The sequence below is a fragment of the Intrasporangium sp. genome, from assembly GCF_039812505.1.
Classification (GTDB): domain Bacteria; phylum Actinomycetota; class Actinomycetes; order Actinomycetales; family Dermatophilaceae; genus Intrasporangium_A.
The window spans coordinates 1-16,546 of record NZ_JBDIAQ010000031.1 but is presented as its reverse complement, the minus strand read 5'-3'; the positions used below and the strand labels follow the sequence as shown (position 1 = coordinate 16,546).

The 16,546-nt window shown below is 69.3% G+C and carries 13 protein-coding genes; 6 read left to right on the top strand and 7 right to left on the bottom strand.

Going from position 1 to position 16,546, the window contains the following annotated elements:
• Nucleotides 1–153: 153 nt before the first annotated feature.
• On the bottom strand, nucleotides 154–1,002 hold the full coding sequence (locus WMI84_RS06460) for a hypothetical protein (RefSeq protein WP_347351450.1): 849 nt from the start codon (nucleotides 1,000–1,002) through the stop codon (nucleotides 154–156).
• A 27-nt stretch (nucleotides 1,003–1,029) separates the two neighbouring features.
• Nucleotides 1,030–2,094, bottom strand: coding sequence for a DNA adenine methylase (locus tag WMI84_RS06455; RefSeq protein WP_347351448.1), 1,065 nt, complete (start codon nucleotides 2,092–2,094; stop codon nucleotides 1,030–1,032).
• 281 nt (nucleotides 2,095–2,375) lie between these two features.
• Here WMI84_RS06455 and WMI84_RS06450 point away from each other — a divergent pair, with 281 nt between their 5' ends.
• Both WMI84_RS06450 and WMI84_RS06445 read left to right on the top strand, forming a co-directional pair.
• Entirely contained in the window at nucleotides 2,376–2,915 is a 540-nt protein-coding gene (locus WMI84_RS06450; RefSeq protein ID WP_347351447.1) for a SigE family RNA polymerase sigma factor, read from the top strand.
• Entirely contained in the window at nucleotides 2,912–4,066 is a 1,155-nt protein-coding gene (locus WMI84_RS06445) for a Gmad2 immunoglobulin-like domain-containing protein (RefSeq protein ID WP_347351445.1), read from the top strand. Before WMI84_RS06450 ends, WMI84_RS06445 begins: the two co-directional genes overlap by 4 nt.
• Nucleotides 4,067–4,298: 232 nt before the next feature.
• Here the strand turns inward: WMI84_RS06445 and WMI84_RS06440 are convergent, their stop codons facing one another.
• The 5 genes from WMI84_RS06440 to WMI84_RS06420 form a co-directional block, all read right to left on the bottom strand.
• The gene (locus tag WMI84_RS06440) at nucleotides 4,299–6,533 is read right to left on the bottom strand and encodes a thiamine pyrophosphate-dependent enzyme (protein ID WP_347351443.1); all 2,235 of its coding nucleotides are present in this window, start codon (nucleotides 6,531–6,533) and stop codon (nucleotides 4,299–4,301) included.
• Nucleotides 6,530–8,095 carry an aldehyde dehydrogenase family protein gene (locus WMI84_RS06435; protein WP_347351441.1) on the bottom strand — a complete coding sequence of 522 codons (1,566 nt, stop codon included), beginning with the start codon at nucleotides 8,093–8,095 and terminating at the stop codon, nucleotides 6,530–6,532. The genes WMI84_RS06440 and WMI84_RS06435 overlap by 4 nt, the downstream gene beginning before the upstream one ends.
• 35 nt (nucleotides 8,096–8,130) lie before the next feature.
• The gene (gene lat, locus WMI84_RS06430; protein WP_347351440.1) at nucleotides 8,131–9,450 is read right to left on the bottom strand and encodes an L-lysine 6-transaminase; all 1,320 of its coding nucleotides are present in this window, start codon (nucleotides 9,448–9,450) and stop codon (nucleotides 8,131–8,133) included.
• A gap of 201 nt (nucleotides 9,451–9,651) precedes the next feature.
• A complete protein-coding gene (locus WMI84_RS06425; RefSeq protein WP_347351438.1) occupies nucleotides 9,652–10,818 on the bottom strand; it encodes a nucleotide sugar dehydrogenase in 1,167 nt (388 codons plus the stop codon).
• Nucleotides 10,819–10,857: 39 nt separating this feature from the next.
• Nucleotides 10,858–11,373, bottom strand: a complete 516-nt coding sequence (locus WMI84_RS06420; RefSeq protein ID WP_347351436.1) for a DUF4234 domain-containing protein — start codon at nucleotides 11,371–11,373, stop codon at nucleotides 10,858–10,860.
• Between the two features lie 189 nt (nucleotides 11,374–11,562).
• Between WMI84_RS06420 and WMI84_RS06415 the strand changes: the two genes are divergently transcribed.
• The 4 genes from WMI84_RS06415 to WMI84_RS06400 are packed head-to-tail and all read left to right on the top strand — an operon-like array spanning nucleotide 11,563 to nucleotide 16,515.
• Entirely contained in the window at nucleotides 11,563–12,273 is a 711-nt protein-coding gene (locus WMI84_RS06415; protein ID WP_347351434.1) for a succinate dehydrogenase cytochrome b subunit, read from the top strand.
• Nucleotides 12,274–12,276: 3 nt separating this feature from the next.
• Nucleotides 12,277–14,274, top strand: a complete 1,998-nt coding sequence (locus tag WMI84_RS06410; protein ID WP_347351432.1) for a fumarate reductase/succinate dehydrogenase flavoprotein subunit — start codon at nucleotides 12,277–12,279, stop codon at nucleotides 14,272–14,274.
• A 5-nt stretch (nucleotides 14,275–14,279) separates the two neighbouring features.
• Nucleotides 14,280–15,023 carry a succinate dehydrogenase/fumarate reductase iron-sulfur subunit gene (locus tag WMI84_RS06405; RefSeq protein WP_347351431.1) on the top strand — a complete coding sequence of 248 codons (744 nt, stop codon included), beginning with the start codon at nucleotides 14,280–14,282 and terminating at the stop codon, nucleotides 15,021–15,023.
• Between the two features lie 34 nt (nucleotides 15,024–15,057).
• Nucleotides 15,058–16,515 carry a hypothetical protein gene (locus WMI84_RS06400; protein WP_347351429.1) on the top strand — a complete coding sequence of 486 codons (1,458 nt, stop codon included), beginning with the start codon at nucleotides 15,058–15,060 and terminating at the stop codon, nucleotides 16,513–16,515.
• The last annotated feature ends 31 nt before the right edge of the window (nucleotides 16,516–16,546 follow it).

Genomic DNA, 16,546 nt, shown 5'->3' with positions numbered 1-16,546 from the left:
AGCACCCCTGTTCCCGCCGCGAAAGCCTGAGGAGCCGCCCGGTAGCGACATGCGTCTCGCCTGCCCCCGCCTGTCCCACACGAATCAGCAGGTCAGCGCCCTGCCTGCCGACTTTGCCGACCCCCTGGGGTTCACCAGGGTTCGTCCGGACAGTCATGGCAAGCGAGCGACGCCCCGCAATGAAGCAAAGTTGGCGAGATCAGTCCTGAACTGGTCCAGCGTGGCGAGCGTATAGAGGCCGTCGATCTCGCCTGTGTCCCACAGGCCCCAGATGCGCTTCAGATCGGCCATCCGACCCTTCCAGCCGATGCCGTCGACCACAGCCAATGCCACCTGTCCCCCTGTCCGAGCGTCCGCCATCTCCTCGATCTCGCGAACCGCATCCGACAGTTTCGAGCCCGTCGAATCAAAGCCCTTGGCCGCGACGGCGATGACGCAATCGCGACCAGTACCAGGTACAGCGAGGTCCGCAGGAGCAGTGCGACCGTTGCGGCCCTCGAAGCGGGCACGCGGAACATACGGCAACTTCAACGACTGTGCGATCGCCTCCAGCTCGTCTTCAATCCTGCGCCCTGACTGTCCCGCTGTTGTCGCAGTGGCTCGCGTACCCGCCCGAGCCACCAGCACATCCCCGAATGTGTAAGTCAAGTTACGTTGCGTGCGGAGCAATCGCACCAGGTCGAACTCTTCGTCGAGCTTCTCCACTAACTCGGCACTCTGTCCAAGCGCCGCCTTCCTCCAACTCGCTGTGTTGAACCAGTTGCGGAGGTGGTTCTTCATCTTCTCGCGGCTCAGGCCAACAACAAGCGCAAGCACATAGGTCTGCTCGGGATGGGTGAGGACCCACGCCGCCAAGGATTCGCGGTCGACGGCGTCCAACGCCTCAAGGGAAGCAACGGCGTCCTTGACGTCCTCAGCCTCAGGAGTTGGGGCCGTCGGGTCGTTGACTGCAGTGAGTCGGCCGAGCGAGGCCACATAGTCTTCGAACGGCACAGCGGGCATGCGTCAGCCTCCCACGAAGTCTTCAGCTCACGAGGCGACCAGCACATACTCGACCGCCTCACGGCGAGCAGCCGCTCGGTGTGTGCCGAAATGGTAACGGTGAGCCACCTCGATGACCTCGGGCGCCGAGCCCTTCACATCCCGCAGCATCCCCGTAAGCGTGTCCACGTCAGGCACGGCGTTGCTGCCGTATGACAGGACAAGTGTTGAATCGCTGAACTTGTCGAACGTTGCAGCCAGTGCGGTACCGATGGTCTGTTTCGACCCGAACGGCGTGGCACGCTTTGGGAGCTTCCGCGTCTTGGTGTCTGCCATCACGGACGCGGTTCCGTTGTCCCAGTACGTCGCCAAGCCCTCGAGGAACCAGTAACGCTTCACATAGTCGTTGTCATCACGAGGAGGCGCATAGGGCGGGTCGAGATAGACCAAGTCAGCGCCCGTCCGCGCCGTGCTCACATCGCCCTGAACCGCATCGCAACGCTCACCCTCGAATACAGCGCCGTTCCATGCTTCGACACAGTTCTCGAACTGTTCGGCAAGAGGGATATGAAGCGATGCGCGCCCATCGTCATAGCGCAGACCTGTGACCGTGAACACGCCGCGCGGTTGCTTTCGGGCTGCTGCGAGTACGAGGGAAGCGATGGCGAGGTGCCGCTTCGAGCCGTCAAGACGGTCGATCTGTGACCAGGCGGCATCCAAGAAGCGGAGGTCAGCGGGGGTGAAGAACAGCCCCTTGTATGTACGTGAGATGAAGTCCCGACCGTCAGAGTTGCCGCCCTCGACCACTCGAGCCACATCGGCCTCACTCAGCCGCTGGGACTGGTTCGCGCAAACGGCCTTCGTGAGCGTCACAGGAAAGCTCAAGTAGTCACCCGAGGTGACCGCGTACCCCTGAGCTTTCAACAGGTACGACACGACACCCGAACCAGCGAAGGGGTCGAGGGCAGTCCGGCCGCCCGCCTGTTCGAACACACGCGCAAGCGTTGGAACCAAGCGGTACTTCGATCCCATGTAGCGCATGTGTGGGTAGCGCTCCACCTGGGCCAAAGCAGACAACGGGACATCCATCAAGGGGGACTGGACGGACGACATGACACCTCCTTCGCGCGTCGTCGCCACCCTACGACCACCCACCGACAGACCAGGCGAGGCGCGACGAAGGGACGAAGGCTGCAGTCTCACGGCAGGACTGATGGGGGTGCGCATCGACACCGCACGCAACACGCAACGCCTCGTGCGAGATCTCGGTCGTAGACGTGCGCGAGCTCGCAGTCGGGCTCTGGCGACCTCACCGAGCTGATGCTGCGTCCCCGCGCGAGCCACGTCAACGCGTGGGTCCCGCTGTGCGTCCACACGTCGTGAGAGCGTTGGGCATGCCCACCAGAGAGCGTTCGCCGGGCTCCGAGGCCGACGATGCCATCGCGGAGCTGTATGCCGCCCACTGGACTCGTCTCGTCCGGCTGGCCTGGCTGCTGGTCAGGGACCAGTCGGTCGCCGAGGACACGGTCCAGGACGCGTTCGTCGCGACCCATCGCAGGTGGGGCTCGATCCGCGACTCGGGCCGCGTGGTGTCCTACCTGCAGACCGCCGTCGTCAACCGGTGCCGCTCGGTGCAGCGTCACGCGGTCGTGGTCGACCGGCAGAACCGCGCGGAGGCCGGTGGCGCGGACGTACCCGGGCGGGCCAGCCACGACAGCGCCGAGAGCGCCGCGCTGGCCGCGGCCGAGCGGCATACGATGCTGGCGGCCCTCGACCGGCTGCCCCAGCGGCAGCGTGAGGTGCTGGTGCTGCGCTACTACGAGGATCTCTCGGAGGCCCAGATCGCCCACACCCTCGACATCTCCCCCGGCTCGGTCAAGGCACACGCCCACCGGGCCCTCACGACCCTGCGAGCCACGATGGAGCCGTCATGAGCACCGACGACCGCCACCCGGACGGGCGACCCGACGACGAGCCCGTCGTGATCGGTACCGGCCTGCGCCACGTCGAGGACTCCCTGCGCGTCGAGCTGCACCGCCAGGCCGGGCACATCCAGCCGCACGACCGGCTGGACGCCATCCTCGCCGAGGCGCACGGCACCGAGTCCGCTGCCGGCGGCCCAGGCGCGGTCGGGTCGAGGCGCCACCGCTGGCTGCTGCCCGTGGCGGCCGCCGCCCTGGCGGCGATCGCGGCGGTGGGCATCTGGGTGGCCAGGCAGCCCACGCCCACCACGCCATCGACTGCCTCCCCCACCACGGCCACCGCCCCGCGGACGGCGACGAGCCCGACCCAGGGCACCGCGACCTCGCCGAGCACCGACACCTCCGCGCCCGTCGTGACCACCCGCGAGACCGTGCCGGTCTACTTCGTCGGGCCGCGCACCGGTTCTGGGTCCGGGCAGCTCGTGCTGTTCCGCGAGTTCACCGGCGCCGATGTCGACCGGCCCGGCGACGCGGCGGCGAAGGCGAGCGCTGCCCTCGAGAAGGCGGTCGCGGAGGGCCCGGCCGGGGCGCCCTACCGCGCGCTGTGGCAGGGCGTACGGGTCGAGGCGGTCTCGGTGAGCTCCGGGGAGATCCGAGTGACCCTGTCGACGGGTCGGCCGGGCCTGACCGAGAGCGAGAGCCGGATTGCCGTGCAGCAGCTCGTCTGGACGGCCACGGCCGCCGTCGGCAAGGGCAACCTGCCGGTCCGCTTCACCCTGGCCGACGGCTCCACCACCCTGGCCGGTGCCCTCACGACCGGCCAGACCTACACCCGCCCGACGGGCGACATGGCGGTCTACGAGGTCCTCTCACCGATCTGGATCGACGCGCCGAGCCGGGGTCAGCAGCTCAAGCCCGGCAAGGTCAACGTGTCGGGCACCGCGAGCACCTTCGAGGCCAACGTCCAGTGGACGCTGCTGCGGGCCGGCCGGCAGGTGGGCTCGGGCCACACGACGGCGGCGATCGCGGCGCCCGAGCGCGGGGCCTACCGGTTCGCGACCGGCGCGCTGCCTGCGGGCGAGTACGTCGTCCGGGTGTTCGAGACCAGCCCGAAGGACGGCTCCGTCTCGGCCGTCGCGACGATGCCCTTCACCCTGAAGTAGCCGGTCTCGCGCCGCGCCGTCGGGTGCTCGGGCCTGCACCTTCACCGCCACCCTGGACGTCACCCTCGGCGCCGACTACCGCGTCAACGGCAGCGACCGGGTCGCGCTGCCCGACACCGTCACCATCCGCCAGCCCGACACCCGCATCACCGTACGCGACGCCCGCGCCGTGCTGGTCAACCAGTAACCCACCAGACACCAAGACCCCAACCGACAGCAGCGCACTGCGGGGTCAGGAACGAGCCAGCAGCTCCCGGGCTGCGTGCCGGATCGTCTCCTCGGAGAGCAGGACCAGGTTCGCGGCAGCCCCGAGCGGGACGAAGCTGTCCGCGCTGGCCACCCGGGCGATCTGCCCCTGGAACCCGGCATCCACGAGCGCGGTCACGACACCTTCGGAGACCCCGCCGGTGCGTCTTGTCTCGTCGACGACCAGTACGCGCCCGGTCGCCGTGGCCTCCCGGAGCAGGTCGTCGACCGGCAGCGGTGCGAGCCAGCGCAGGTCGACGACCCGGCAGCCGACCCCGGACACCGCCAGGTCGCCCGCGACGCGCAGGCTCATCCGGACCCCGTTGCCGAAGGTGACGATCGTGAGGTCGTCGCCGGCGCCATACGTGCGGGCGACACCGAGCGGCGCGTGGTGCTCCGTCCAGCGGCCCGGCGAGACGTACGGCGCGAGCCACCGTTCGTCCCCGTCGGTGTGCAGGTCACGGGTGTGGTAGAGCGCGATCGGCTCGAGGAACACGCACACCGAGCCGTCGACCCGGGCGGCCGCGAGACACGTGCGCAGCATGGCCGCCGCGTCGTCCGGCCGTGCCGGGACCGCGATCACGAGACCCGGGATGTCGCGCAGCACGCCCACCGCGTCGTCGTTGTGGAAGTGGCCCCCGAACCCCTTCTGGTAGCCGAGCCCGGCGATCCGCACGACCATCGGGTTGGTGTACTGGCCGAGGGAGAAGAACGAGAGCGTCGCCGCCTCTCCGCGCACCTGGTCCTCGGCGTTGTGCAGGTAGGCCAGGTACTGGATCTCGGGGACCGGCAGCATCCCGGACACCCCCGTGCCCAGGCCGATCCCGAGGACCGACTGCTCGTCCAGGATCGTGTCGAAGACCCGCGCCGCCCCGAACGCCCGGCGCAGCCCGCGAGTGACCCCGTAGACCCCGCCCTTGACCGCGACGTCCTCGCCGAAGACGAGCATCTCCGGGCGTAGCGCCAGCTCGTCCACGAGGGTTCGGTTGATGGCCTGGGCCAGCGTGAGCGGAGCCTCGTTCTCCGGCAGCCGACCACCGAAGGCAGCCCGCCGGGCCGACTCGCCGGCATGCCGACCCGCCTCCACCGCGACACGATCCGCGTGACGGGGAGCCAGCGGTGCGACCACCTCGTGGGCGCTGGACAGGTGCGGCTCCAGGGCGACCTCACCCGCCGTCCGGTCCACTCGGGCGCCCACCGCCTCGTAGCGGGCGAGCAGCTCCTCGGGCCGGGCGGCCCCGGCCTCGACGAGCAACCGCGCGGTCCCCACGAGCGGGTCTCGCTCGAGGTCGGCGGTCAGCTCGTCGGGGCTCCGGTAGGCACCCTCGACGTCCGAGCCGGCGTGCGCCATGAGCCGGACCGTGTGCAGGTGCAGGAAGACCGGACGGCGCTCCGCACGCACGTACCGGGCGGCCTCGCGGGCGGCGTCGTAGGTGGCCGCGAGGTCCGATCCGTCCGCGGCGAGGTAGCGCAGGCCGGGCCGGGCGCCGTATGCCGCGTGGATCCAGTCGCGGGGGCTGCGCACGCTGATCCCCAGCCCGTTGTCCTCGCAGACCAGCAGCAGCGGCAGCGGCAGCTTCTGGTGCACCAGGTGGCAGGCGGCGCCGATGGCGCCGGTGACCGTCGAGTGGTTCGCGGACGCGTCCCCGAAGCTCGCGACCACGACCGCGTCTGCGGGCCAGAGCGACTCGAGCCCGAGTCGCCCCGCCCGCTCGATAGCGAAGGCCACCCCGAGAGCACGGGGCAGGTGCGAGCCAATGGTCGAGGTCTGCGGGATGACGGCGAGCTCGTGGTTGCCGAACACCTTGTGACGCCCGCCCGAGATCGGCTCGGTGGAGGCCGCGGCGACGCCGCGCAGCACGTCGCGGGCCGGGTCCTGGCCCGGCACCTGAGCGGCCCGGGCCACGTAGAAGGCGCCCGACCGGTAGTGCAGCAGTGCCGGGTCGGTGGGGCGCAGCACGGCGGCAACGGCGGCGTTGGCCTCGTGCCCTGAGGACCCGATCGTGTAGAAGCCGTGGCCCTGGGACTGCATCGACCGGGCCGCGAAGTCGAGGTGGCGGCTGGTCGTCTGTGCCTCGAACAGGTCGAGCGCCTCGGCGCCGGTCAGGCCGGTGCCATCCCGCACCACGTCCCGCAGGTCGCGGGCGCTCCGGGCCGGGAGCGCGCCGACGGCCCGGCGGAAGTGCGCATCGACCTCCGCCGGACCGATCGGACCACTCATGCGTCCAGTGCGTCGAGCCGGAAGGACTCGTCGGGAGTCAGGTCCACGACGTCCATCTGTGCCTTCTGCAGCCGTCCGGAGTAGTCCCAGTTGACCGCCTGCCACCGGGTGAACTGGTCGAGCACCCACATCCCGGACTGGCGGCTGCCGTTGCCGGACTTGCCGTTGCCGCCGAAGGGCAGGTGCGCCTCGGCGCCGGAGGTGGAGTTGTTCACGCTGACCATCCCGGCACTGACGCCGCGCCGGAAGCGGAAGACCTCCTTCGGGTCCGTGGTGTAGATCGAGCTCGACAGGCCGTAACCGGGCCGGTTGGCCAGCGCGATCGCCTCGTCCAGGTCGCGGTACGTCGTCACGCCGACCAGTGGCCCGAAGGTCTCCTCCAGGAAGATCCGGTCGTCGGGCTGCAACCCGTCGACGATCACCGGGTGGTAGTACAGCCCGGCGTCGGGGTCACCGACGAACCCCTTGCGTGGGTTCGCGCTCGTGATCCGGCCGGTCGAGGTCGACCCGAGCACCTTCTGGTGCGGCTGCACCCAGTCGAGGTAGTCCTCGAACCGGTCGGCGAACTTCTTCGAGAGCATCGGGCCGTAGAGGACGTCCTGCTTCGGGTCGCCGATCGCGGCATCCTCGACGGCAGCGTCGTAGCGACGCAAGAACTCGTCGTGCACCGACTCGTGGACGATGACGGTCCCGAGCGAGGTGCATCGCTGGCCGGCGGTGCCGAACCCCGAGAAGAGCGCGCCCTCGACCGCGAGGTCGAGGTCGGCACTCGGGGTGACGACCAGCGGGTTCTTGCCACCGAGCTCGAGGCAGGCGGACTGGACGTGCCGGCCGGTGAGCTCGCCGATGCGCGCCCCGACCACGCTCGACCCGGTGAAGCCGACCTTGTTGACCAGCCCGGCGTCGAGCGCCTTCTCCAGCCCGGCGAAGGTCTGCTCGCCGTCCGTGAGGACGAGCTGCAGCGCGCCTTCCGGAAGCCCGCCGGCGTGGAAGAGCTCGACCAGAGCGCGTGCCGAGGCGGCGGCATACTCCGCCGGCTTCCACACCACGGTGTTGCCCGTCAGCAGAGCAGGGACGAGATACCACGACGGCACGGCCACCGGGAAGTTGCCGGCCGTGATGACCGACACGACGCCGACCGGCTCCCGGAAGGTGAACAGGTTCTTGTCCGGCACCTCGGAGGGCACGGTCTGCCCGTAGAGCCGGCGACCCTCACCGAGGAAGAAGTCGCAGGTGTCGATGATCTCGCGGACCTCGCCGAGGGCCTCGACGTGCGGCTTGCCGATCTCGCGGGTGACGATCCGGGCGAGTGCGTCCTGGTTGGCCTCGACGATGCGCCCGATGTGGGCGATGGCCCGTCCGCGGACCGGTGCGGGCACGTCGGCCCAGGCCTGTTGGGCATCCTTGGCGGCACGGGCCGCGGCGACGAACGTGTCGGCGTCGCCGAGGGCGACCTCGGCGACGACCTCGTCCGTGTGCGCGGGGTTGACGATGGTCATCCGACCACCGGGGGCGCCGTCGACGGGACGGCCGTTGATGACGGAGGCGACGTTGCGTTCCATGTGTGTTTCCTTGGTCAGCTTGTGAAGGTGGGGTGTCAGAGGCTCGCGACGATCCGGTCGATCGCGGACAGCCCGAACTCGAGGTCCTCCTGCGTCACGTTCAGGGCCGGGCGGAAGCGGATCGCCCGCTCGCCGCTGGCGAGGGCGAGCACGCGACCCTCGTCGCGCAGCCTACGCAGCGTGGTGTCGCGGACCTCCCCGGTGGGCAGGTCGAAGGCACACATGAGACCGCGACCGCGCGTGTTGGAGATGACGCCGGAGTGGCGGCCCTGCAGCTCGAGCAGCCTGGCGTTCAGCCACTCCCCGGTGCGCGCCGCGTGGGCGAACAGCCCGTCGCGCTCGATGATCTCGAGGATCCGGCGGGAGCGCACCATGTCGGACAGCCCGCCACCCCAGGTGGAGTTGATCCGGCTCGAGACGTGGAAGACGTTGTCGGCGACCTCGTCGACCCGACGGCCGGCCATGATCCCGCCGACCTGCGTCTTCTTGGCGAAGGCGACGATGTCCGGTTCGAGGCCGAGCTGCTGGTAGGCCCACGGCGTGCCGGTCAGCCCGACGCCGGTCTGCACCTCGTCGAGGACGAAGAGCGCGTCGTACTCGTGGCACAGGGCCTGCATCGCCTGGAGGAACTCGGGGCGCATGTGGTTGTCGCCACCCTCGCCCTGGATCGGCTCGGCGATGAAGCAGGCGATGTCGTGCGGGTGGGCCTCGAAGGCCGCCCGGGCCTGCTCGAGCGCGTGCTGCTCGGCGGCCTCGACCTCGGCGAGGTGCTCCTCCAGCGGGAAGGTGATGGCGGGCACGTCGATCCGCGGCCAGTCGAACTTGGGGTAGCGCGCGACCTTGACCGGCTCGGTGTTGGTCAGCGACATGGTGTACCCGCTGCGGCCGTGGAAGGCACGGGTCAGGTGCATGACCCGGGTGCCGAGGTCGGCGGAGCGTCCGGCGGCCTCGTTGCGGCGGCTCTTCCAGTCGAACGCGGTCTTGAGCGCGTTCTCGACGGCGAGGGCGCCACCCTCGACGAAGAACAGGTGCGGCAGCGCCGGGTCGCCCAGCACCCGGGCGAAGGTCTCGGTGAACTCGGCCAGGTGGGTGGTGTAGATGTCGGAGTTGGCCGGCTTGTTCGAGGCGACCTCCGCGAGCAGGCTCTGGAACTCGGGGTCGTCCACCACCCCGGCCGGGTTGGACCCCAGCGGCGCGGACGCGAAGAACGTGTAGAGGTCGAGGTAGGACTGCCCGGTCCGGGCATCGACCAACCACGAGTCACGACTCTTGGAGGTATCGAAGACGAGCTTGAACCCGTCGGTGAGCAGGTGCTTCGCAAGCACCTCGTGGACCTGTGCTGGCTGGACTCGCATGAGAAACTCCTTCTGTTAGGACCCCGTTACCCGGTAAGACATACGGCATAACACACCGATGACAGGATTTCTTCCATCCTATCTGGAAGTCGGTCGATCTTGTAGTTCCTGCCGCGGGGGTGCCGCACAGCCGCCCGTCCGGTATGCCGCCGAGCTGGCCGGGCGCCGCCTCGGGGCCGGGTGGGCGGCCGGGTCGAGCGTTCAGTCGCGGCCGTAGATGTCGCGCGTGTAGACCTTGTCCGCCACGTCGGCCAGCTCGGCGGCGTGCCGGTTCGCGACGATGACATCGGCGGCGCGCTTGAACTCGTCCAGGTCCCGGACCACCCGCGAGCGGAAGAACTCGTCGTCGTGCAGGGTCGGCTCGTACACGATGACCTCGACACCCTTGGCCTTGATCCGCTTCATGATCCCCTGGATCGAGGAGCTGCGGAAGTTATCCGAGCCGGTCTTCATCACCAGCCGGTACATCCCCACGACCCGAGGATGCCGGTCGAGGATGTCGAAGGCCACGAAGTCCTTGCGCGTCGAGTTGCTGTCCACGATCGCCTGGATCAGGTGCTGCGGCACGTTCTGGTAGTTGGCCAGCAGCTGCTTGGTGTCCTTGGGCAGGCAGTACCCGCCGTACCCGAACGACGGGTTGTTGTAGTGCCTCCCGATCCGTGGGTCGAGCCCGACCCCCTCGATGATCCCCTTCGTGTCGAGCCCGTGCCGAGCGGCATACGTGTCCAGCTCGTTGAAGTAGGCCACGCGCATCGCGAGGTAGGTGTTGGCGAACAGCTTGATCGCCTCGGCCTCGGTCGGCTGGGTGAACAGCACCGGGATGTCGTCGCCGTCGGCACCCTCGACCAGCAGCTCGGCGAACTGCTTGGCCTCGGCGGTCGTGTCGCCGACGATGATCCGGCTCGGGTGCAGGTTGTCCCACAGGGCGTGTCCCTCACGCAGGAACTCCGGCGAGAAGACGATCGAGGCGCCCGGGTGCCCGGCCTGCATCCGCCGGGTGAAGCCGACCGGCACCGTCGACTTGATGACGATCGTCGCGGTCGGGCAGTGGGCCACCGCGTCGTCGATCACCGACTCGACCGACGAGGTGTCGAAGAAGTCCGTGTTCGGGTCGTAGTCGGTCGGCGTTGCGATGACGACGTAGTCGGCGTCGCGGTAGGCGTCCGCGGGGTCGAGCGTCGCCCGCAGGTCCAGGCCGCCGCCGGCCAGACTCTGTTCGAGCTCGGCGTCGACGACCGTCGAGCGTCCCTCGTTGACGTCCCGGACCCGGTCGGGGTCGCGGTCGAGTGCGACGACCCGGTGGTTCTTGCCCAGGATGGCGGCATTGGACAGGCCCACGTACCCGAGGCCGACGACGGTGATCCTCACGAGCACAGGGTAGAGGTACGGCGCCGCCCGGGCACCTTGTCAGCCCGGCGCGCCGAGCGAGCGCCAGTAGTCGTTGAGTGCATTGTTGGTCTTGACGAACCACACGATGGGACCCACGAGGATGATCCAGCCGATCGCACTCCAGAGGCCGGTGATGGCGCTGACGGGAGGATGCTGCCCACGGCGTTCGTAGAGGTTGGCGACCTCGGCCGGGGTGAGGAACGCGTTCACGACCGGGACGAAGACCGCCAGGATGAGGGCGACGGCTCCACCGATGCCCTGGCCGGTGTGACGCTTCATCTCCTCGTGCGTCTGGTACCACCAGACCCAGCCGTAGATGCCCAGCGTGACGACATACAGGAGAATCGACAGGCCGGTCGAACGGACCCTCCCGGCAGGACCGCTCGGCGGTTGGTCCCACCCGGGAGTGACGGGAGGGGCGCCCCAGTAGCCCGTGGGCGCCGATCCCTCCGGCGCGGGCGGGAAGGCCGCCCCCGAGGTCATGCCCGGCACGACGGGCTCGGGCGTGATCGGCGGGAGATCCTGTGAAGTCATGTCTGTCCTTCGTTTGACGCAACTGGGTCAGGTTAGCGACCGGTTGTGATTCATGGAGCAGTTTGCAGGAATCGACAATTACGTGTGGACGGGGCGGGTACCGTCTCGCGAGGCGGGACCCCACGAGACACGCACGGGTTACTGGTGAGTAGGATGGGGTCCTCCTGAGCACGGCGATATGGTGCGCTGGTGGCCACGAATACTTCCGCCCTGACAAGACAGGCACGCGCGAGCCGCACGACCGTCTTCATGAAGATCCTGATGGCGGTGACCGGCGTCATCTTCGTGCTCTGGCTCCTCGCCCACATGTACGGCAACCTCAAGATCTTCGGTGGGACGGCCGCCTTCGACGAGTACGCCCACCATCTGCGCACGATGGGCGAGCCGATCCTGCCCTACGGCGGCGCATTGTGGATCATCCGCATCGTCGTGATCGTCTGCATCCTCTTCCACATCTACAGTGCGTTCTACCTGTGGAGCCGGGCTCACCACGCCCGCCCGACCCGCTATGTCGCCAAGCAGGCGGCCAGACGCTCGCTCAAGACCGGTTGGATGCGCTGGGGCGGCGTCGCGATCGCCCTGTTCATCCTGTTCCACCTGTTCCAGTTCACCTGGGTGAAGTTCAACGTCGGGCCCGAGGCCACCGACGGCAGCATCGGCCGGCTGCTGGTCTCGAGCTTCCAGGTCTGGTGGGTCGCGGTGATCTACATCCTCGCGATCATCGCGCTGGGCCTGCACCTCTACCACGGCATCTGGAGCGCATCGCAGACCCTCGGCTGGGCCAACACCGCCCGCGCCCGACGGGGGTGGAAGGGGACCGCGCACGTGCTGTCCGTCATCATCAGCGTGGGCTTCATCCTGCCGCCCCTGCTCATCCTGTCCGGCGTCCTGAAGGGCTGATCCATGACTGCCACCCCAGACACCTCCGGAGTCGTCCCCGGCCCGATCCACGGCCTCTACACCGAGGGTGACCCGATCGCCGACACGAAGGCGCCCGACGTCGCCGTCGCGCAGATGTGGGAGCAGCACAAGTTCGACGGCCGGCTCGTCAACCCGACCAACCGGCGCAAGCTGACCGTCATCATCGTCGGCACCGGACTGGCCGGTGCCTCGGCGGCGGCCACGCTCGGCGAGGCCGGCTACCACGTGAAGTCGTTCTGCTACCAGGACTCCCCCCGCCGGGCCCACTCGATCGCCGCCCAGGGCGGCATCAACGCGGCGAAGAACTACAACGACGACGGCGACTCGGTCTACCGGCTCTTCTACGACACCGTCAAGGGCGCCGACTACCGCTCGCGCGAGTCGAACGTCTACCGGCTCGCCGAGGTCAGCGCCAACATCATCGACCAGTGCGTAGCCCAGGGTGTGCCGTTCGCGCGCGAGTACGGCGGCCTGCTCGACAACCGCTCGTTCGGCGGCGTCCAGGTGGCCCGGACCTTCTACGCCGCTGGACAGACCGGCCAGCAGCTGCTCATCGGCGCCTACCAGGCGATGGAGCGCCAGGTCGGCGCCGGCACGGTCACCCAGTACACCAGGCACGAGATGCTCGAGCTCGTCGTCGTCGACGGCCGGGCCCGCGGCATCATCGCCCGCGACATGGTGACCGGTGAGATCCAGACGCACCTGGCCGACGTGGTCGTGCTCGCCAGCGGCGGCTACGGCAACGTCTACTTCCTGTCGACCAACGCGATGGGCTGCAACGCGACGGCGATCTGGCGGGCGCACCGCAAGGGCGCCTACTTCGGCAACCCGTGCTACACGCAGATCCACCCCACCTGCATCCCGGTCTCCGGCGACTACCAGTCCAAGCTGACGCTGATGTCCGAGTCGCTGCGCAACGACGGCCGCATCTGGGTGCCGAAGCGCCGCGAGGACTGCGACAAGGACCCACGCCAGATCCCGGACGAGGACCGCGACTACTACCTCGAGCGGATCTACCCGAGCTTCGGCAACCTGGTACCACGCGACATCGCCTCGCGCCAGGCCAAGAACGTGTGCGACGAGGGCCGCGGCGTCGGCCCGATGGTCGGAGACTTCCGCCGCGGCGTCTACCTCGACTTCGCCAGCGCCCTGAAGCGACTGTCCAAGGAGGCCGTCGCCGAGAAGTACGGCAACCTCTTCGACATGTACAAGCGGATCACGGGCGAGAGCCCGTACGAGGTCCCCATGCGGATCTACCCCGCGGTGCACTACCAGATGGGCGGCCTGTGGGTCGACTACGACCTCGAGACGACCATCCCCGGTCTCTTCGCGGCGGGCGAGGCGAACTTCTCCGACCACGGGGCCAACCGGCTCGGCGCCTCCTCGCTCATGCAGTGCCTTGCCGACGGGTACTTCGTGCTGCCCAACACGATCCGCGACTACCTCGCCAACGGCCCCTACCCCGAGGTCGCCGAGGACGCCCCCGAGGTCCTGGCGGCCCGGGCCCAGGTCGAGGAGCGGATCGCGCGGCTGCTGGCCGTCCAGGGCGAGCGGTCGGTCGACTCGTTCCACAAGGAGCTCGGCCACATCATGTGGGAGTACTGCGGGATGGAGCGCAACGAGGAGGGCCTGCTCAAGGCCATCGACCTCATCCGCGCCCTGCGCGACGAGTACTGGCGCAACGTCCGGGTGCTCGGCTCGGCGGACAACCTCAACCAGAGCCTCGAGAAGGCCGGACGGGTCGCCGACTTCCTCGAGCTGGGCGAGCTGATGTGCATCGACGCGCTGCACCGTCGCGAGTCGTGCGGCTGCCACTTCCGGTCCGAGTCACAGACCGAGGACGGTGAGGCGCTGCGCGACGACAACGAGTACCTGTACGTCGCGGCCTGGGAGTTCACCGGCGAGGGCGACAAACCGGTCCTGCACAAGGAGGACCTCGTCTACACGGCCATCGAGTTGAAGCAGCGGAGCTACAAGTGAGTGGCATGAACCTGACCCTGAAGATCTGGCGGCAGTCGGGGCCCAAGGCTCCCGGCGAGATGGTCACCTACCAGGTGGCCGACATCTCCCCCGACATGTCCTTCCTGGAGATGCTCGACGTGCTCAACGAGCAGCTCAACGACAAGGGCGAGGAGCCGATCGCCTTCGACTCCGACTGCCGGGAGGGCATCTGCGGCATGTGCGGGCTGATGATCTCCGGCCAGGCTCACGGTCCCGAGGTCACCACGACCTGCCAGCTGCACATGCGCTCGTTCCACGACGGCGACGTCATCACGGTCGAGCCGTGGCGGGCCCAGGCCTTCCCGGTGATCAAGGACCTCGTGGTCGACCGGTCCGCCTTCGACCGCATCATCCAGGCGGGTGGCTTTATCTCCGTCAACACCGGCGCGGCGCCCGAGGCCCACTCGGTGCCCGTGCCCAAGCCCAAGGCCGACCGCGCCTTCGAGATGTCCAAGTGCATCGGCTGCGGCGCCTGCGTCGCGGCCTGCCCCAACGCGTCGGCGATGCTCTTCGTCGGGGCCAAGGTCGCCCACCTCGGCGAGTTCCCCCAGGGCCAGCCCGAGCGCAACGCCCGGGTCGTCAAGATGGTCAGCCAGATGGACGCGGAGGGCTTCGGCGGGTGCACCAACATCGGCGAGTGCACGCTGGCGTGTCCCAAGGAGATCCAGCAGGACGCGATCAACCAGCTGAACATAGACCTGCGGCATGCGCTCCGGCAGATGACCTGAGCAGCCGCACCGGGTGTCGGGCATGGTGACCCGGGTGTCGACGACGCGTGGCCGGTACAAGGTGGCGTGCTGGGCAGCGTCGCTCGCCCTCGTCGTCACGCTCGGGTATGCCGCTCAGCCGGCGCTCGCTCGGGCCGCGCCCGCCGCTGTCGTGGGCTCCAAGGCGATGGCGCGCGGCGCCTCCCCCGCCGCCGCGCATCCGACGCCGTCGTGCCAGGAGTGGCAGACGGTCACCCTCGTCCCGCGGGTCTCCTCCCGTTCGGCTTCCCCGACGGACGGGGTGCCGCAGTGCCGGAACGCACCGCCCAAGCCGTTCCACCACATCGCTTGGGACCCGGACACCGTCGTAGGTGGCCCGCTGCTGGCGCGGTCCGGCGTCATCGTTCAGGCCGGACCCGGCGTGCCTGACCTCCCGACGGTCGGTGACGTCTCCTACGTCCTGGCCGACCTCGACACCGGGGAGATCCTGGCCGCGAAGTCACCCCACGCCTGGCTGCGGCCCGCGAGCACCCTGAAGACGCTTACCGCGCTAACCCTGATCCCGCGTCTCGACCCGAAGCAGGTCCTCGTCGCGACCGACGAGCAGGTCGCCGCGAACGGCACCCGCGCCGGCATGATCCCGGGCAACCCCTACCCGGTGCGGTCCCTCTTCGAGGCGATGCTGATGCTCTCGGCCAACGACGCGGCCTACGGCCTGGCCGACGCCGGCGGCGGTTACGACAAGACCCTGGCCCTGATGAACGCCGAGGCCCGGCGGGTGGGCGCCTTCGACACCCTGGCCCTCGACCCGAGCGGGCTCGACGAGCCCGGCCAGCACTCCAGCGCCTACGACCTCGCGCTCATCGGTCGGGCGGCGATGGCGCTACCCGACTTCCGCAAGTACGTCTCCATGCGCGACGCCGTCTTCCCCGGCGGCACGAGCAGGCGGACCGGGCAGGTGTACCGGCCCTTCCACATCCCCAACATCAACCGGCTGCTGGGGAACTACCCCGGCGCCATCGGCGTCAAGCCCGGCCGGACCAACCGGGCCCAGCACACGTTCGTCGGGGCCGCCGAGCGCCACGGTCGCACCCTCATCGTGACCCAGATGGGCAGCACGACCGGGTCGTGGAAGTCGACCGCAGCCCTGCTCGACTGGGGCTTCGCCAACGCCGAGCGCGTGAACCCCGTCGGCCGGCTCGTGAGCCCGGGCGAGGCCATTGCCCCGAAGACACTTCGCGACGCGCCGGTCACGGCCACGGGTCCGGCCCTTGATCCGGCCACCGGGGAGCCCACGACGGCGCTGCACACCACCGAGGCCCCCGCCTCCGGCACGCCCCGGCCCGCCGCCGCTTCCGGACCGATCGCAGCGACCGGCCGGGTGGAGCTCGACCGGCCGTTCCCCGTCCCCAGCCGGGGCGTGGTAGGAGGCGCGATCATCGTCGTCTCGCTGCTGATCGGGGCCGGCGCCCACCTCGCCCGTCGCCGGCGCCACGACAACCCACATCGGTAGCGGCTCTCGCGGCCACCGCCCCCGAAAGCCC

Coding starts and splice junctions, on each gene's coding strand:
- lat (WP_347351440.1), bottom strand. CDS start 9,450: ATGCGAGTCCAGCCAGCACAGGTCCACGAGGTGCTTGCGAAGCACCTG.
- WMI84_RS06460 (WP_347351450.1), bottom strand. CDS start 1,002: ATGCCCGCTGTGCCGTTCGAAGACTATGTGGCCTCGCTCGGCCGACTC.
- WMI84_RS06450 (WP_347351447.1), top strand. CDS start 2,376: ATGCCCACCAGAGAGCGTTCGCCGGGCTCCGAGGCCGACGATGCCATC.
- WMI84_RS06445 (WP_347351445.1), top strand. CDS start 2,912: ATGAGCACCGACGACCGCCACCCGGACGGGCGACCCGACGACGAGCCC.
- WMI84_RS06435 (WP_347351441.1), bottom strand. CDS start 8,095: ATGGAACGCAACGTCGCCTCCGTCATCAACGGCCGTCCCGTCGACGGC.
- WMI84_RS06455 (WP_347351448.1), bottom strand. CDS start 2,094: ATGTCGTCCGTCCAGTCCCCCTTGATGGATGTCCCGTTGTCTGCTTTG.
- WMI84_RS06405 (WP_347351431.1), top strand. CDS start 14,280: ATGAACCTGACCCTGAAGATCTGGCGGCAGTCGGGGCCCAAGGCTCCC.
- WMI84_RS06420 (WP_347351436.1), bottom strand. CDS start 11,373: ATGACTTCACAGGATCTCCCGCCGATCACGCCCGAGCCCGTCGTGCCG.
- WMI84_RS06410 (WP_347351432.1), top strand. CDS start 12,277: ATGACTGCCACCCCAGACACCTCCGGAGTCGTCCCCGGCCCGATCCAC.
- WMI84_RS06440 (WP_347351443.1), bottom strand. CDS start 6,533: ATGAGTGGTCCGATCGGTCCGGCGGAGGTCGATGCGCACTTCCGCCGG.